The organism is Streptomyces sp. NPDC045778, from assembly GCF_056431945.1.
Genome location: NZ_JBWKJZ010000018.1, coordinates 142,597 through 157,408, shown reverse-complemented (window position 1 = coordinate 157,408; position 14,812 = coordinate 142,597). Strand labels below are relative to the sequence as shown.

At 73.6% G+C, this 14,812-nt stretch carries 15 protein-coding genes; 6 read left to right on the top strand and 9 right to left on the bottom strand.

Annotated features, from left to right (window positions below):
- Positions 1-50: 50 nt before the first annotated feature.
- From AC07GB_RS23575 to AC07GB_RS23565, 3 genes are read right to left on the bottom strand one after another with little or no spacing between them, the layout of a single operon-like run.
- Positions 51-896: a sugar phosphate isomerase/epimerase family protein gene (locus AC07GB_RS23575; RefSeq protein ID WP_478848476.1), complete on the bottom strand. Its 846-nt coding sequence runs from the start codon at positions 894-896 to the stop codon at positions 51-53.
- Positions 893-2,062, bottom strand: coding sequence for a dihydrodipicolinate synthase family protein (locus AC07GB_RS23570; protein WP_478848474.1), 1,170 nt, complete (start codon positions 2,060-2,062; stop codon positions 893-895). The genes AC07GB_RS23575 and AC07GB_RS23570 overlap by 4 nt, the downstream gene beginning before the upstream one ends.
- The gene (locus tag AC07GB_RS23565; protein WP_478848472.1) at positions 2,056-3,207 is read right to left on the bottom strand and encodes a Gfo/Idh/MocA family protein; all 1,152 of its coding nucleotides are present in this window, start codon (positions 3,205-3,207) and stop codon (positions 2,056-2,058) included. The genes AC07GB_RS23570 and AC07GB_RS23565 overlap by 7 nt, the downstream gene beginning before the upstream one ends.
- Positions 3,208-3,355: 148 nt before the next feature.
- Between AC07GB_RS23565 and AC07GB_RS23560 the strand changes: the two genes are divergently transcribed.
- Complete coding sequence (locus tag AC07GB_RS23560) at positions 3,356-4,417, top strand: LacI family DNA-binding transcriptional regulator (protein WP_478848470.1); 1,062 nt, start codon at positions 3,356-3,358, stop codon at positions 4,415-4,417.
- Positions 4,418-4,632: 215 nt separating this feature from the next.
- Here AC07GB_RS23560 and AC07GB_RS23555 read toward each other — a convergent pair whose 3' ends face one another.
- Positions 4,633-4,827, bottom strand: a complete 195-nt coding sequence (locus AC07GB_RS23555) for a hypothetical protein (RefSeq protein WP_478848468.1) — start codon at positions 4,825-4,827, stop codon at positions 4,633-4,635.
- A 136-nt stretch (positions 4,828-4,963) separates the two neighbouring features.
- On the opposite strand from AC07GB_RS23555, the gene AC07GB_RS23550 reads away from it, so the two are divergent.
- Together AC07GB_RS23550 and AC07GB_RS23545 are read left to right on the top strand one after the other, a co-directional pair.
- The gene (locus AC07GB_RS23550; RefSeq protein ID WP_478848466.1) at positions 4,964-5,890 is read left to right on the top strand and encodes a bifunctional helix-turn-helix transcriptional regulator/GNAT family N-acetyltransferase; all 927 of its coding nucleotides are present in this window, start codon (positions 4,964-4,966) and stop codon (positions 5,888-5,890) included.
- A 29-nt stretch (positions 5,891-5,919) separates the two neighbouring features.
- On the top strand, positions 5,920-6,711 hold the full coding sequence (locus tag AC07GB_RS23545; RefSeq protein ID WP_478848464.1) for a sugar phosphate isomerase/epimerase family protein: 792 nt from the start codon (positions 5,920-5,922) through the stop codon (positions 6,709-6,711).
- Here AC07GB_RS23545 and AC07GB_RS23540 read toward each other — a convergent pair.
- Together AC07GB_RS23540 and AC07GB_RS23535 are read right to left on the bottom strand one after the other, a co-directional pair.
- The gene (locus AC07GB_RS23540; protein WP_478848462.1) at positions 6,708-7,454 is read right to left on the bottom strand and encodes a MerR family transcriptional regulator; all 747 of its coding nucleotides are present in this window, start codon (positions 7,452-7,454) and stop codon (positions 6,708-6,710) included. The two genes, AC07GB_RS23545 and AC07GB_RS23540, sit on opposite strands and share 4 nt — an antisense overlap.
- A complete protein-coding gene (locus tag AC07GB_RS23535) occupies positions 7,451-8,368 on the bottom strand; it encodes an EamA family transporter (RefSeq protein ID WP_478848460.1) in 918 nt (305 codons plus the stop codon). The genes AC07GB_RS23540 and AC07GB_RS23535 overlap by 4 nt, the downstream gene beginning before the upstream one ends.
- Positions 8,369-8,533: 165 nt before the next feature.
- On the opposite strand from AC07GB_RS23535, the gene AC07GB_RS23530 reads away from it, so the two are divergent.
- Both AC07GB_RS23530 and AC07GB_RS23525 read left to right on the top strand, forming a co-directional pair.
- On the top strand, positions 8,534-9,451 hold the full coding sequence (locus AC07GB_RS23530) for a LysR family transcriptional regulator (protein WP_478848458.1): 918 nt from the start codon (positions 8,534-8,536) through the stop codon (positions 9,449-9,451).
- Between the two features lie 195 nt (positions 9,452-9,646).
- Positions 9,647-11,470, top strand: coding sequence for a glycoside hydrolase family 3 protein (locus tag AC07GB_RS23525; protein ID WP_478848456.1), 1,824 nt, complete (start codon positions 9,647-9,649; stop codon positions 11,468-11,470).
- A gap of 47 nt (positions 11,471-11,517) precedes the next feature.
- Here AC07GB_RS23525 and AC07GB_RS23520 read toward each other — a convergent pair whose 3' ends face one another.
- Both AC07GB_RS23520 and AC07GB_RS23515 read right to left on the bottom strand, forming a co-directional pair.
- A complete protein-coding gene (locus tag AC07GB_RS23520) occupies positions 11,518-12,927 on the bottom strand; it encodes a S28 family serine protease (RefSeq protein WP_478848454.1) in 1,410 nt (469 codons plus the stop codon).
- A gap of 180 nt (positions 12,928-13,107) precedes the next feature.
- Complete coding sequence (locus tag AC07GB_RS23515; RefSeq protein WP_478848452.1) at positions 13,108-13,500, bottom strand: hypothetical protein; 393 nt, start codon at positions 13,498-13,500, stop codon at positions 13,108-13,110.
- A 159-nt stretch (positions 13,501-13,659) separates the two neighbouring features.
- Between AC07GB_RS23515 and AC07GB_RS23510 the strand changes: the two genes are divergently transcribed.
- On the top strand, positions 13,660-14,229 hold the full coding sequence (locus AC07GB_RS23510; RefSeq protein ID WP_478848450.1) for a hypothetical protein: 570 nt from the start codon (positions 13,660-13,662) through the stop codon (positions 14,227-14,229).
- Here AC07GB_RS23510 and AC07GB_RS23505 read toward each other — a convergent pair.
- The gene (locus AC07GB_RS23505; RefSeq protein ID WP_478848448.1) at positions 14,213-14,797 is read right to left on the bottom strand and encodes a TetR/AcrR family transcriptional regulator; all 585 of its coding nucleotides are present in this window, start codon (positions 14,795-14,797) and stop codon (positions 14,213-14,215) included. The genes AC07GB_RS23510 and AC07GB_RS23505 overlap by 17 nt on opposite strands.
- Positions 14,798-14,812 lie beyond the last annotated feature (15 nt).

Genomic DNA, 14,812 nt, shown 5'->3' with positions numbered 1-14,812 from the left:
CGGGCGGGGCGGGCGGCGGCGGGAAGTAGCGCCGCGCGGGCGGCGTCCGCTCAGCCGCCCTCGTACACCTGCCGGTAGCGCGCCACCGTCTCCGCGAGCACCTCGCGTCCGTCCCGCGCCCACAGGCCGTCGTTGAAGAGTTCGACCTCGACGGGGCCCGTGTAACCCGCGCGGCGCATCAGGCGGCGCCAGTGGGGGAAGTCGACCGCGCCGTCCCCGAGCTGGCCGCGGCCGGTGAGCGCGCCGTGCGGCAGCGGCGTCGTCCAGTCGGCCAGCTGGAAGGCGTGCAGACGGCCCGCCGCGCCCGCCCGCACGAGGGTGTCGGGGACGGTGTCGTCCCACCACAGGTGGTACGTGTCCACGCAGACGCCCACCTGCCGCGCGGGGAAGGCTTCGGTGAGGGCGAGTGCCTGGCCGAGCGTGGAGACGACGCTGCGGTCGGCCGCGTACATGGGGTGGAGGGGTTCGACGGCCAGGCGGACCGCTCGGGCGGCGGCGTACGGGGCGAGTTCCGCGAGCGCGGCGCCGACGCGGGCGCGGGCCGCGGGCAGGTCGCGGTCGCCGGGCGGGAGGCCGCCGGGGACCAGGACGAGCGTGTCGGTGCCGAGCGCCGCCGCCTCGTCGACGGCGGCGCGGTTGTCGGCGAGGGCGCGGGCGCGCTCCGCCGGTTCGGCGGAGGTGAGGAAGCCGCCCCGGCACAGGGTGGTGACGGTCAGGCCCGCGTCACGCACGAGCTTCGCCGCGGCCTCCACGCCGTACGCCCGCACGGGCTCGCGCCACAGGCCGACGCCCCGGATGCCGAAGTCGGCGCAGGCGGTGACCAGTTCGGGCAGCGACAGCTGCTTGACGGTCATCTGGTTGACGCTGAGGTCCGCGGGCGTGGGGGCGGCCGTCATCGCGTTCCTCCGTGGACTTCGACGAGCGCGCGCATCCGGTGCTCCGCCAGGCCGGGGTCGGGGAACAGGCGCAGCTCCGCGGCCAGTTCGTACGCCGTGACGAGGTGGGGCAGCGAGCGGGCCGACTGGAGGCCGCCGACCATCGTGAAGTGGCTCTGGTGGCCCGCGAGCCAGGCGAGGAGGACCACGCCCGTCTTGTAGTAGCGGGTGGGGGGCTCGAAGAGGTGGCGGGCCAGCGCCACCGTCGGGTCGAGGACCGCGCGGAACGCGGCGGGCCCTTCGGCGTCCAGGGCCCGCGCCGCCCGCGCCACCAAGGGGGCCAGCGGGTCGAAGACGCCGAGGAGCGCGTCGCTGAAGCCGTCGCCGTCGCCCGCGATCAGCTCGGGGTAGTGGAAGTCGTCGCCCGTGTAGCAGCGGACGCCGGGCGGCAGGCGGCGGCGCAGGGCCTTCTCGCGGCCGGCGTCCAGGAGGGAGATCTTCACGCCGTCCACCTTCTCCGGGTGGGCCGCGATGACCTGGAGGAACGTCTCCGTGGCCGCGTCCAGGCCAGGGCTGCCCCAGTAGCCCTCAAGGGCCGGGTCGAACATGGGGCCCAGCCAGTGCAGGATCACCGGCTCGGCGACCTGGCGCAGCAGGCCGCCGTACAGGGAGAGGTAGTCGTCCGGGCCCGTCGCCGTCGCCGCCAGGGCCCTGGACGCCATGAGGATGGGCTGCGCGCCCGCCGCCTCGACGAGGGCGAGCTGCTCCTCGTAGGCGTCGCGCACGTCCGCCAAGGAGGGTGCGTGCGGCGCGAGTTGGTCCGTGCCCGCGCCGCACGCGATACGGCCGCCCACCGCCTTCGCCTCCGCCGCCGAGCGCCGGATCAGCTCCGCCGCGCCCGGCCAGTCCAGGCCCATGCCGCGCTGCGCGGTGTCCATCGCGTCGGCGACGCCCAGGCCGTGCGCCCACAGGTGCCGGCGGAACGCCAGCGTGGCGTCCCAGTCGACGGCGGGCGGGCCCTGCGGGGGCGCGTCCGCGCGCGGGTCGGCGACGATGTGCGCGGCGGCGAAGAGGGTGCGGGCACGGGCGGGGCTGTGGTCGCCCCTCCCGGGGTGGGTCGGCGCGGTGTCGTCCGTCCCGGGGCGGGTCGGCACGGTGCCGTCCGTCCCGCCGCTTCGCGTCACCATGCGATCTCCGGTACGTCGATCCTGCGGCCCTCCGCCGCCGAGCGCAGGCCCAGCTCCGCGAGCTGCACGCCGCGGGCGCCGGCCAGCAGGTCCCAGTGGTAGGGCGCGTCGGCGTACACGTGCTTGAGGAACAGCTCCCACTGGGCCTTGAAGCCGTTGTCGAACTCCCCGTTGTCGGGCACCTCCTGCCACTGCTCCCGGAAGGCGTGCGCGGACGGCAGGTCCGGGTTCCACACCGGCTTCGGGGTCGCCGCCCGGTGCTGGAAGCGGCAGCCGCGCAGGCCCGCGACCGCCGAGCCCTCGGTGCCGTCGACCTGGAACTCCACCAGCTCGTCGCGGTGCACCCGCACCGCCCAGGAGGAGTTGATCTGCGCGACCACGCCGCCCTCCAGTTCGAAGATGCCGTACGCCGCGTCGTCCGCCGTCGCGTCGTACGGCTTGCCCCGCTCGTCCCAGCGCTGCGGCACGTGCGTCGCGGTCAGCGCCTGGACCGTGCGGACGCGGCCGAACAGCTCGTGCAGCACGTACTCCCAGTGCGGGAACATGTCCACGACGATGCCGCCGCCGTCCTGCGTCCGGTAGTTCCACGACGGGCGCTGCGCCGCCTGCCAGTCACCCTCGAACACCCAGTAGCCGAACTCCCCCCGCACGGACAGGACCCGGCCGAAGAAGCCGCCGTCGAGCAGCCGCTTGAGCTTGCACAGGCCCGGCAGGAACAGCTTGTCCTGGACCACGCCGTGCTTGACGCCCGCCGCGCGTGCCCGGCGGGCCAGGTCGAGGGCCCCGTCCAGGGTGGTCGCGGTCGGCTTCTCGGTGTAGACGTGCTTGCCCGCCGCGATCGCCTGCCGCAGCGCCGCCTCGCGCGCGGAGGTCACCTGCGCGTCGAAGTAGACCTCGACGGCCGGGTCGGCCAGGACCTGGGCCAGGTCCGTCGACCAGGCGGTCAGGCCGTAGCGGTCCGCAAGGTCGCGCAGCGCCCGCTCCCTGCGGCCCACCAGGACCGGCTCCGGCCACAGCCGGGCGCCGTCGCCCAGGTCGAGGCCGCCCTCCTCGCGCAGCGCGAGCAGGGAGCGGACCAGGTGCTGGTGGTGGCCCATCCGTCCGGTCACGCCGTTCATGGCGATGCGGACCGTCCTGCGTGTCACGTGAGTTCCTCCCTGGGGCCCGGGGTGGCTCTGGGGGCAGGTCCGCGTCGATCCACCTGTCCCGTGAGGCGTAGCAAGCGCTTTCTACGGGGGAGAAGCTAGCCTGCGGACAACGTTCGTACAAGACGGAGGACCGGAGGACCACCAGATGACCGTGACCCTGGCGGACGTGGCGGCTCGCGCCCAGGTGTCCCCCGCCACCGTCTCGCGCGTCCTGAACGGCAACTACCCCGTCGCCGCCGCCACGCGCGAGCGCGTGCTGCGGGCCGTCGACGAGCTGGACTACGTGCTCAACGGGCCCGCCAGTTCGCTCGCCGCCGCGACGTCCGACCTGGTCGGCATCCTGGTCAACGACATCGCCGACCCCTTCTTCGGCATCATCGCGAGCGCCGTGCAGTCCGAGATCGGCGGGCCCGGCGGGCGGGCCGGGGGCGAGCGCATGGCCGTGGTCTGCAACACGGGCGGCTCCGCCGAGCGCGAGCTGACCTATCTGACGCTGCTCCAGCGGCAGCGGGCCGCCGCCGTCGTCCTCACCGGGGGCGCCAGCGAGGATCCCGAGCACGCCGCCGCCATCGGGGCGAAGCTGCGGCGGCTTTGCGAGGCGGGGTCCCGGGTCGTGCTCTGCGGGCGGCCTCCGGCCGAGGGGGCGCCGGACTCCGTGGCCCTCACGTTCGACAACCGGGGCGGGGGGCGGCGGCTCACCGAGCACGTGCTCGGGCTCGGGCACCGGCGCGTGGGGTATGTGGCGGGGCCCGTGGACCGGACCACCACGCGGCACCGGCTCGAAGGCCACCAGGACGCCCTCGCGGCGGCCGGGCTCCCGGACGATCCCCGCCTCACGCTGCACGGGCCCTACGACCGGCGGTCCGGCTACGACGCCACGGTCGAACTCCTGCGCCGCGAGCCCGAGTTGACCGCCGTCGTCGCGGCGAACGACACCGTGGCGCTGGGGGCGTGCGCCGCCCTGCGGGACCGGGGCCTTTCGATTCCCCGGGACGTGTCCGTCGCCGGGTTCGACGATCTGCCGTTCAGCGTGGACGCGGTGCCCGCGCTCACCACGGTGCGGCTGCCGCTGTACGAGGCGGGGGCCCGGGCCGGGCGGATCGCCATGGGGCGGGAGGAGGAGCCGCCCGGGGGGATCGCCACGGTGCATGGGGAGTTGATGGTCCGGGGGTCTACGGGGGCGCCTGGCGGGGGCCGAGCCGTTTGATGCGGCTTGCGGTTCCCACTTGTGCTTGGTTCCCTACGCGTTCGCCTTCCCCGCCGTGCTTCGCGCCTGGCCCGTCGTGGGGTCGGGGCCACGGCGGTATGTCCGTCCTCGCCGTCACTCGCCCGGGGTGGACTCCCCCGCGGGGCGCCCGTGTTGCTGTGCTCCGGGCGGACATACCGCCGCGTCCCCTTCCGTTCGTCGGCGTCCGGCCGTGATCAGTGGTTGATCGTCCAGCTGCCGCATTCCTTGTACGTGGAGTCGTAGATCTTCGCCGTCATGCCGGGGGCCAGTTCGTAGTGGTGCAGGTTGCCCGCCCAGTAGCGCAGGATCCGGGACAGCTCGCGGTACGTCGTCTCGTCGAGGGCCGTCTCATCGCATTCGACTTCCAGGTGGAATCTCATGGCTTCCATCGTTTCATTGGAGTTGCTGTGGGGACTTTTGCCGGGTGGGAGGTGGGTGCTCGGCTGAAAAGTCTCAAGTGGGGTGGTGGTGGGGCTTGTGCGGGCTTACGCTTTTTCTCTGACTGAGTCAACCTCTGGGGTGCTCGTGAGTGTTCAGGAGATCCGCGCGTTCAACCGCTTCTACACGAACCTCATCGGCGCCCTGGACTACAGCCGCCATCTGTACGCCCCGTACACGCTGACCGAGTCGCGCGTGCTGTACGAACTCGCGCACTCGACGCGTACCGATGCCGTGGATCTGAGGACCGAACTTTCGCTGGACGCCGGGTACTTGAGCCGCATCCTGGCGCGGTTCGAGGAGGACGGCCTGGTGGAGCGGGCGCCCTCGGAGCGGGACTCCCGGCGGCGGCGGGTGACATTGACGGCGCGCGGGCGGCAGGCGGCCGATCTGCTGGACGAGCGGTCGCGGGAGGCCGTGGGGGTGCTCCTGGGCGGCGTGAGCGCGGCCGAGCGGGAGCGGCTCGTCGCGGCCATGGGAGTGGTGCGGGACGTGCTGGGGAAGCGGCGCGCGCCCGAGGGCGCGGACGTGCTGCTGCGGGAGCCGGGGGCCGGCGACCTGGGGTGGATCGTGCAGCGCAACGGCGCCCTCTACGCGACCGAGTTCGGGTGGAACGCGGACTATGAGGGGCTCGTCGCGCGGATCGTCGCCGACTTCGCCCAGGATCACGATCCGCATGTGGAGCGGGTGTGGATCGCCGATTTGGACGGGCGGCCCGTGGGGTGCGTGATGTGCGTGCGGGACGAGGCGCCGGGGGTCGCGCGGCTGCGGTTGCTCCTCGTCGAGCCCGATGTGCGGGGGCTGGGGGTCGGGGACCGGCTGGTGCGGGCCGTGGTCGGGTTCGCTCGGGGCGTCGGCTACCGGGAAGTGGTCCTGTGGACCAACGACGTACTGGCCTCCGCCCGGGGGATCTATGAGCGGCACGGGTTCGTCCTGGTGGAGGAGAGCCCCCACCGGTCGTTCGGCGTGGATCTGGTGGGGCAGGACTGGCGGCTTCCGCTCGGGGACGAATGACGTCCGGCGTTCTGGATAGGGTCCCGGCCATGAAACTCGCCTTCTCCACGCTCGGCGTGCCCGGCCTGCCCGTCGCGGACGTGCTCCGCCTCGCCACCACGCACGGCTACCACGGCGTCGAGCTGCGCGCGCATCCCGAGGAACCCGTGCACCCGGGGATCGGGCCCGGCGAACGGGCCGATGTGGTCACCGCGTTCAAGGACGCCGGGGTGTCCCTGGTGGGCGTCGCCGGCTATGCGCGGCTCGCCTCCGACGACGCCGATGACGTGGTGCTCGACGAGGTCCGGGGGCTCGTCGAGCTGGCCCGGGACCTGGGGGCTCCGTTCGTCCGTGTCTTTCCCGGCGGCGGGGAGCGCGAGGACGCCGACGCCGTCGCCGCCCGGCGGCTGGGGGTCGCCGCCGAGTTCGCCGCCGACGCGGGCGTACGGGTCCTGATGGAGACCCACGACTCGCACCGCACCGGGGCCGACGCCGCGCGCGTGCTCGGTGCCGTCGGGCATCTGCACGCCGGGGCCCTGTGGGACCTCATGCACACCTGGCTGGGCGGCGAGGACGTCGCCGAGACCTTCGCCGCGCTCGGGCCCTACCTGGGGTACGTGCAGGTGAAGGACGTCGGGAGCCCCGACGACACCACTCCCCTCGCCCTGGGCGCGGGGGTCCTTCCGGTGGCCGAGTGCGTGGAACTGCTCGGGCGGCGCGGCTGGGACGGGTGGCTGTGCTGGGAGTACGAGAAGCGGTGGTACGAGGATGCCGCGCCGCTCCCCGAATTGCTCGGCGCCGGGCGGGAGCTGCTCGCCCGCCTTGTGAGCGAGGGCGCCTAGCCGGGCGGGTCCTCGGCCCGTGCGTCCGCCACGTACGCGTGCAGGCGGCTCGCGCCTTCCAGGGCGGCCCGGGACGCGCGGGTGAGGTCCCGCGTCCTGCTGTCGAGCGCCGCGCGCAGCGCCTCGGTGTCGCCCGCCTCACGCAGGCCCTCGAGCACCGGGCGGATCTGGGCCAGGGGGTAGCGGGCCTGGCGGAGCAGGCTGATCATGCGGGCCTCGCGGAGGTCCGCCGCGCTGTAGCGGCGGTAGCGGGTGCCGCGCTCCCGGGCGGGTGCGAGCAGGCCCGCCGCCTCCCACACACGGAGCGCCGAGGGGCGGACGCCCACCCGGGCCGCCGCCTCCGAGACGGTGAGCGGGGTCCGGGTCCGGAGCCCCGGCAGGGACCCGCCTGCCTCCAGCGCCTCGCCCGCCACCGCCCGGAGCGCCTCCGCCGTCGCCCGCAGGGCCTCGCGCCGGGCGTGCAGCTCGGCGTGCGCGGCGTCCACCAGGGCCAGGGCGGCGGAAACGTCGTCCGCGTGCACCGCGCGCATGATCCCCCGGGCGGTGCCCGGGCCGAAGCCCCTGGCCAGCGCGCGGTAGGTCTGGAGGGCCCGGGCGTGCACCGGGTGGAAGCGGCGGTAGCCGGACGGGGTGCGCTCGGTGGGCGGCAGGATGCCCGCGTCGGCGTAGTCGCGGATCAGCTGGGTGGAGACGCCCGCGAGGCGGGCCAGGTCGACGGGGCGCAGGGCTCGCTCGGTGGTCATACCGGGGTGGCGGGTTCCTTCGTGGCGGCGGGTATGGGCGCAGCGTACGCCGGGGGCTTCGGCGGCCGGGCGAGGGAGGTCAGCGCGACGCCGCCGACCAGGAGGGCCGCCGCGCAGTACTGGAGGCCGCTCACCGACTCGCCGAGGAACAGCGCCGACGACGACATGCCGAAGACCGGGACCAGGAGCGTGAAGGGCGCCACGGTCGACGCGGGGTAGCGGCGCAGCAGACAGCCCCAGGTGCCGAAGCCGAAGACCGTCGCGACCCAGGCCACGCAGACGAGGGCGGCGACGCCCTGCCAGTCCAGGGAGCGCAGCGCGTCGAGGTCGCGGGTCGGGCCCTCGAAGAGCAGCGAGAGGGCGAGCAGGGGCAGGACGGGGACCGTGCTCACCCACACCATGAAGTTCAGGGCGTCGGGAGGCGCCGCCTTGCGGGTGAGGACGTTCGACACGCCCCAGCAGGCGGCGGCCGCGACCGTCAGGCCGAAGGCGGTCAGGGGTCCGGAGGCGCCCTCGTCGACCGCCGCCGCACCGATGCCCGCGAGGGCCACGGCCATGCCCACCACGCGTATGCGCGAAGGGACTTCGCCGAGGACGGCGAAGGCGATGAGCGCGGTGAAGACCGCCTGGATCTGGAGCACCAGGGAGGACAGGCCCGCGGGCATGCCCGCGTCCATGCCGATGAACAGCAGGCCGAACTTGGCCACGCCCAGGGAAAGTCCCACCCCGATCAGCCACTTCCAGGCGACCTTGGGGCGGCCGACGAAGAACACCGCGGGCAGCGCGGCGACGAGGAAGCGCAGGGCCGAGAAGAGCAGCGGCGGGAAGTGGTCGAGGCCGATGTCGATCACCACGAAGTTGACGCCCCAGATGGCGGCGACGAGCACGGCTAGGCAGATGTGGGTGGGACGCATGCGTCCGAGGATCACCCGCGGGAAGTGTGTAGCACCAGCACGAATTTCTTCATGATTGGATTTAGCACTGCTTAGGCATACCGTGCGTGACGCCCACCGTGACGCCCGCGCGTGGTGCTCGTGCGCGCCGACCCGGCGCGTCGTTCGCGATCCGAGGAGGACGCCTTGCTCGATCTGGGCCGACTGAAGGCGCTGCACGCCGTGGCCGTGCACGGGACGGTGGGCGCGGCCGCCGCCGCGCTCGGCTACACACCGTCCGCCGTCTCCCAGCAGATCGCCAAGCTGGAGCGGGAGACCCGCACGACCCTCCTCGAACGCCGGGGGCGGGGCGTCGCGCTCACCGAGGAGGCGCTGCATCTCGCCGCCACGGCACGGGAGTTGCTGGCCATCATGGAGCGCGCGGAGACGGAGCTGGAGGAGCGGCGCGGCCTGCCCGCGGGGCGGCTGACCATCATGGCGTTCGCCTCCGCGGCCCGCGGCCTGCTGCCCGGTGTCCTCGCCGAGCTGGCGCGGCGCCACCCGGCGCTCGACGCCCGGCTCTCCGAGGTCGAGCCGCACCTGTCGGTCGACCTCGTCGCCAAGGGCGTCGTGGACCTCGCCGTCGTGCACGACTGGGACATCACCCCGCTGGCCACGCCGCCGGGCGTCGACCAGGCCGTGATCGGCGACGACCTGTGCGACCTGCTGGTCCCCGAGGGGCATCCGCTCGCGGGCCGGGAGTCGGTGCGCCGCACCGACCTGAAGGGCGAACGCTGGGTCTCGCAGCCGCCGGGGCAGATCTGCCACGACTGGCTGGTGCGGACCATGCGGGCCGCCGGGTGCGAGATGGACATCGTGCACCAGGCCGAGGAGAACCCCACGCTGATCGCGCTCGTCGCCGCCGGGCTCGGCATCGCGCTGCTGCCCCGCCTCGGGCGCGGCCCGCTGCCGCCCGGCGTGGTCGCGGTGCGCCTCGACCCGCAGCCGCTGCGCAGGCTGTACGCGGTGTGGCGGACCGGCGCCGCGCGGCGGCCCGCCATCGCGGAGACCGTGCGGGTGCTGCAAGAGGCGTGGCCCGACGACGCCCCCGTACGGGCCGGTTGAGCGGCCCGCCCGCCCCACCCTCACCGCCCGCACCGACTTCCCGCCTTCCGCGCCCCCTGGGGAACCCGGTGGGCGGCCCGATCGTCCAACGGGCACGCTGCCGGAGAGTCTCCGTGAGGCGGTGTCGGCATCGCTGCTGGCTGCGAGCGCTGACCTCCCTCTCCGCCGCCCGCGGCCGGCAGCACGCCGCCACCGGTGCGCCCCCTCCATTGCGCCGGTGGCGGCGCCCTCCCCCGGGGCCGGAGCCTTGACCCGCCGCACGCCACGGGATATCCGTGGCAGGTGCCTCACGACTCTCTTGACGCTGCCCCTGTCACCGTGGACGACCCGCGCGCGCTCCTGGCCCGCATGACGCTGGAGGAGAAGGTCGGCCAGCTCTTCGTCCTGCACGTGTACGGACACCACGCCACCGAACCGGACCAGGCCGACATCGAGGCCAACGAGCGGGAGCTGGGCGTGCGCACGGCCGCCGAGGCCGTCGCCAAGTACCGGCCCGGCGGGCTCATCTACTTCGGCTGGGCCCACAACACCCGTGACCCGCGCCAGCTCGCCACCCTGTCCAACGACGTCCAGCGCGCCGCCGTCGGGCAGTCGCCCGGCGTGCCGCTGCTCCTCACCATCGACCAGGAGCACGGCGTCGTCGCCCGCGTCGGCGCGCCCGCCACGCTCCTTCCGGGCGCGATGGCGCTCGGCGCGGGCGGTTCCCACGACGACGTGCGCGAGGCCGCCCGCATCGCCGGGGCCGAACTGCGCGCGCTCGGCGTCCTCCAGAACTACGCGCCGTCCGCCGACGTGAACGTGAACCCGGCCAACCCCGTCATCGGCGTACGCTCCTTCGGCGCGGCCCCCGACGCCGTCTCCGGCTTCGTGACCGCCCAGATCGAGGGCTACCGGAGCGCCGGGGTCGCCACGGCCGCCAAGCACTTCCCCGGCCACGGCGACACCGAGACCGACAGCCACACCGCGCTCCCGCACATCCACCACAGCCGCGAGCAGTGGGAGCGGCTCGACGCCCCGCCGTTCCGCGCCGCGCTCGCCGCCGGGGTCGACGCCGTGATGACCGCGCACCTCGTCGTGCCCGCCCTCGATTCGGCGCTCGACCCGGCGACCCTCTCGTACCCGATCGTCACGGGCGTGCTGCGCGAACAGCTCGGTCACCAGGGCCTGATCGTCACCGACTCGCTGTCCATGCGGGGCGTGCGCACCAAGTACGGCGACGACCGCGTGGCCGTGCTCGCCCTGAAGGCGGGCGTCGACCAGCTCCTGAACCCGCCGCAGCCGGAACTCGCCTGGAACGCGGTCCTACGGGCCGTGCGCGAGGGCGAGCTGAGCGAGGAGCGCCTCGACGCCTCCGTGCTTCGCGTCCTCGAACTCAAGGCGAAGCTCGGCCTCTTCGACGATCCGTACGTCTCCCTCGACGGCGTCGACGAGGTCGTCGGCAGCGTCGACCACCGCGCCGCCGCCGACCGCATCGCCGACCGTACGACCACCCTCCTGCGCAACGACGGCGGCCTGCTCCCGCTGTCCCCCGGCACCCATCGCGACCTGCTCGTCGTCGGCGCCGACCCGGTCTCACCGTCCGGCACGACAGGGCCGCCGACCGCCGTACTCGCCGCCGCTCTCACGGAACTCGGCTTCTCCGTGACCGCGTTGAGCACGGGAAGCGAGCCCGGCAAGGACGTCGTCGACGAGGCGGTGGCCGCCGCCGCGGGGCGTGCCGCGGTGCTCGTCACGGCGTACGACGTCACGGAGGGCGACGCGCAGCACGGCCTCGTCGCCGCGCTCGCCGCCACCGGCGTGCCCGTGGTCACCCTCGCCGTCCGCACCCCGCAGGACCTGCCGGGCACGGCCGCCGCCCTCGCCACCTACTCCTGGACCGACGTCGAACTGCGCGCCGCCGCCCGCGTGGTCGCGGGGCGCGCCCGGCCCATGGGCCGCCTGCCGGTGCCCGTGCCGCGCCCGGACGCTCCCGGGCAGGTGCTGTACCCGGTCGGCCACGGCCTTTCGTACGCGCCGTAGAACGCCGGACGGGCTGATAGATCCAGCCCCTCCGGCGCCCGCGAGGGTTACGGCCGCAGCGTCATCTGGTGCTTGCGCTCGCGGTCGAGCTTCGCGTCGTACGGAGCCGGCTTCGCCGTGGGCACGCCGGCCCAGGCGAGGATGCGCTCCGTGGCCTTGGCCTTGTCGGCGGACGTGAGCCCGGCGACGTTCGCCTCGTGGTTGGCGCCCGGCGCCGTGAAGACGTGGGAGTCGTGCTTCGCCCCGCGCGCGGGGCGGAACGGCTCCGCGCCCCACGGGTCGTTCTGGCCGTACACGAACATCATCCGGTGGGAGTTGTGCCGCACCCAGCGGTCGACGTCCTTCATGGCGTGCTTCTGGAAGCGCATCGGGATCTCGCGCGGCACGAAGTTCCGCGGCGGCTGGTAGCCGTAGCGGCTCAGGTCGCCGAGCCAGGGCTGCTTGATGTCGGGCGAGCCCAGCTGCGTACCGGCCTGGTAGTAGTACGGCGTGTAGTACTCCAGGCCCTGGTCGGCGTAGGAGGACCAGCCGCCGACCTGCTCGATCCAGTCGAACAGGGCCTGGTCGCTGACCGTCGCGGCGACGGGCACCTTCGCGCAGGCGGTGGCCGACTGCTGGTACTGCCAGAAGCCCCAGTTGACGTCGAGCACGACGGCCTCGAAGGCCTTGTCGAGGTTGCCGACGGTCTTGAAGGTGTAGCCGTTGTCGGCCGCGTAGGCGGCGTACAGCTTCTCGAGGGGCTCGCGGCGCACCAGCGCCTCGCGCTGCGCGGCCTCGATCTTCGTCCGGCACTCCTTGGTGCCGACGGTCGCGAGGAAGCGGTCGTAGGCGGAGTCTTCCTTGTTGTTCACGTCGTTGGGCGCGACGTACGCGACGACGCCGTCCATGTCACGCGGGTAGAAGCGCTCGAAGTAGGTGGCGGTCATGCCGCCCTTGGAGGCGCCGGTGGACAGCCACTTCTTCGTGTAGATCGGCTTCAGGGCCTTGAAGATGCGGTGCTGGTCGCTGGCGGCCTGCCAGATGTCGAGCTTCTTCCAGTCGGCCGGGGCCGGGCGCGACGGCGTGAAGAAGCGGTACTCCATGGAGACCTGGTTGCCGTCGATGACGCGGGTGGGCTCGGAGCGGCCCGGGTTGGTGTTCAGGCCGTAGCCCGAGGTGTGGAAGACGGTGGGCCGGGCGGTGTCCTTGTGCAGCACGGTGATGCGCTGCTGGAAGGTGCCCTTGGAGGGGTGCCGGTGGTCGACCGGCTGGCGGTAGTTCAGGACGAAGAAGCGGTACCCGTCGTACGGCTTCTCCTCGATGAGGCTCATGCCCTTGATGGCGAGGAGCCGGTCCTTGATGTCCGTCCTGGCGGCGGTGGCCTCGGGTGTGGCGGCGGTGGCGGCCGTGGCTCCGGTGAAGCCCACGGTGCCTATGAGCACCACGAGTGACAGCACCCATCTGAGTGCTTTGCGCATGCGTCCTCCCCTGTCGGCGCGGCGATTCCCCGGAACCTAACGGAGCAACTGGCCGCACACCAGGCCGCATTGGCGACATAGGGACGATTCACCGCCATCTCGGGCGGCGGGAAATTCACTCAGGGGACGGCCGGGTCCGCTCAGCGGACGTGCGGCTCACCGCCGGGCCGCGCCGCGCCCTCAGCAGAGGATCCAGCCCGAGCTGACCCCGCGCCCGCTCACCGCGCCCTTGACCCATACGCAGCGGTGACCCGCGTGCACCTTCACCGGGCCCGCGAGGCGCACATAGCGGCCCGCGTCCCGCACGGGGCGGCTGCCGCGCGCCTGCACGCTGACGGACATGGCCTTGCGGTTGCGGGTGTTCTTGGCGTACGTCACGGCGCAGACGAAGCCGCGCTTCTTGAAGAGCACGACCTTGCCGGTGCTGAAGTCGAGGGTGCGGATCTTCTGGCCGGGGCAGACCGGGGCGGCCTGCGCCGTGCCCGCGCCAGGGCCCACGAGCGTGAACAGGAGGGCAGCGGTGACCGCGGCGGCGACCTCCGCCGCACGGCGCCGTATCCGACCACTCTTCACGAGGACCCCTCCCGCCACCCCGGCATCAGCGTACGGACGTACGGACGCCGGACACGCATCCGATGGTTGCGGAATGGTCCATGCCATTTTCCAGGTTTGACACAACTTCCCCCAGCCACCCGTGACGGAGGGAGCAGAGACGTGAAAGGCAGGCCCCCGATGACCTCGATGACCCCGATGACCCCGATGACTCCGGCACCTCCCGCACGTCGCCCGTCACACCGCGGCTCCGGCCCTCGCGGCCCCCGTCTGATCCTCGCCGCCGCCGTCCTCACCGCCGTGGCCGCCGTGCCGTCCGCGGCCTCCGCCACGCCCGAGACCGGCGCCCCGGCCGCCGCGCCCGCCGCCGAGCCGGGCCACGCGCCCGCCCGCAGCGGCGGCCCCGGCCCCGCCTACGAGCGCGTCGCCCACTTCTACGGCGCCTACGTCGACGTGGCGAACGACTCCGGCTCCCACAAGGCCGCCGCGGCCCTGCGCACCTTCTACCTGACCCCCGACCTGCGTAAGCGGCTGCTCGACTGGGAGCGGCGCCACGACGCCGACGGTGTGCTGCGCGCGCAGAACGCGCCGAGCGCGTGGCGCGTGACCGCGGGCGACAGCGGCATGGGCAAGACGACCTCGACGGTGCGCCTGACCTGGGGCACCGGTGAGGAGCGCACCTACACCTATCTGTCGGTCCAGTCCGATCTGGCGACCCGCACGATCACCGACATCAAGTCGAAGTACTGAGACCGCGCAGGACCTCCCGCACGAGGTCCCCGCTCCGCTCGACGTCCGCGTCGTCGAACCCCATGAGGAAGCGGTAGTACACCGGGGCGTAGAAGAGGTCGACCATGGCCGCCGTGGGCAGGTCGGCGCGCAGCTGCCCCGCGGCGACGGCCCGGTCGAGGCGCTCCTGGCACCGGCGCACGCGGGGGTCGACGATGATCTCGCGGACGGTGGCCATCAGCTCGGGGTCGCTCTGCGCCTCGCCGATGATGCCCCGGTAGACCCGGCCCAGGTCACCGGTGAGCATGGCGGTCACCGAGGTGATCTGGGCGGCGAGGTCGGCGGCGACGTCGCCGGTGTCGGGGAAGTCGGTGGCCGCGCCGAGCCGTTCGTCCAGGGCGTCGAGCGCGACCGCCCCCTTGCAGGACCACCAGCGGTAGATGGTCGGCTTGCCCACGCCGGCCCGGGAGGCGATGGCCTCGATGGTCAGCTTCGCGTAGCCCTTGCTCGTCGCCAGGTCGTAGACCGCGTCCAGGACGGCTCGGCGGGCACGCTCGCTGCGTCGTTCGCTGTGGGGCTCGGGGGGCATGCCGTCACCCTACCC

What these genes read in the sequence shown, in the direction of transcription:
- AC07GB_RS23575 (WP_478848476.1), bottom strand. Translation starts at nt 896, where the DNA reads ATGACGGCCGCCCCCACGCCCGCGGACCTCAGCGTCAACCAGATGACC.
- AC07GB_RS23570 (WP_478848474.1), bottom strand. Translation starts at nt 2,062, where the DNA reads ATGGTGACGCGAAGCGGCGGGACGGACGGCACCGTGCCGACCCGCCCC.
- AC07GB_RS23560 (WP_478848470.1), top strand. Translation starts at nt 3,356, where the DNA reads ATGACCGTGACCCTGGCGGACGTGGCGGCTCGCGCCCAGGTGTCCCCC.
- AC07GB_RS23555 (WP_478848468.1), bottom strand. Translation starts at nt 4,827, where the DNA reads ATGGAAGCCATGAGATTCCACCTGGAAGTCGAATGCGATGAGACGGCC.
- AC07GB_RS23545 (WP_478848464.1), top strand. Translation starts at nt 5,920, where the DNA reads ATGAAACTCGCCTTCTCCACGCTCGGCGTGCCCGGCCTGCCCGTCGCG.
- AC07GB_RS23540 (WP_478848462.1), bottom strand. Translation starts at nt 7,454, where the DNA reads ATGACCACCGAGCGAGCCCTGCGCCCCGTCGACCTGGCCCGCCTCGCG.
- AC07GB_RS23535 (WP_478848460.1), bottom strand. Translation starts at nt 8,368, where the DNA reads ATGCGTCCCACCCACATCTGCCTAGCCGTGCTCGTCGCCGCCATCTGG.
- AC07GB_RS23520 (WP_478848454.1), bottom strand. Translation starts at nt 12,927, where the DNA reads ATGCGCAAAGCACTCAGATGGGTGCTGTCACTCGTGGTGCTCATAGGC.
- AC07GB_RS23510 (WP_478848450.1), top strand. Translation starts at nt 13,660, where the DNA reads ATGACCTCGATGACCCCGATGACCCCGATGACTCCGGCACCTCCCGCA.
- AC07GB_RS23505 (WP_478848448.1), bottom strand. Translation starts at nt 14,797, where the DNA reads ATGCCCCCCGAGCCCCACAGCGAACGACGCAGCGAGCGTGCCCGCCGA.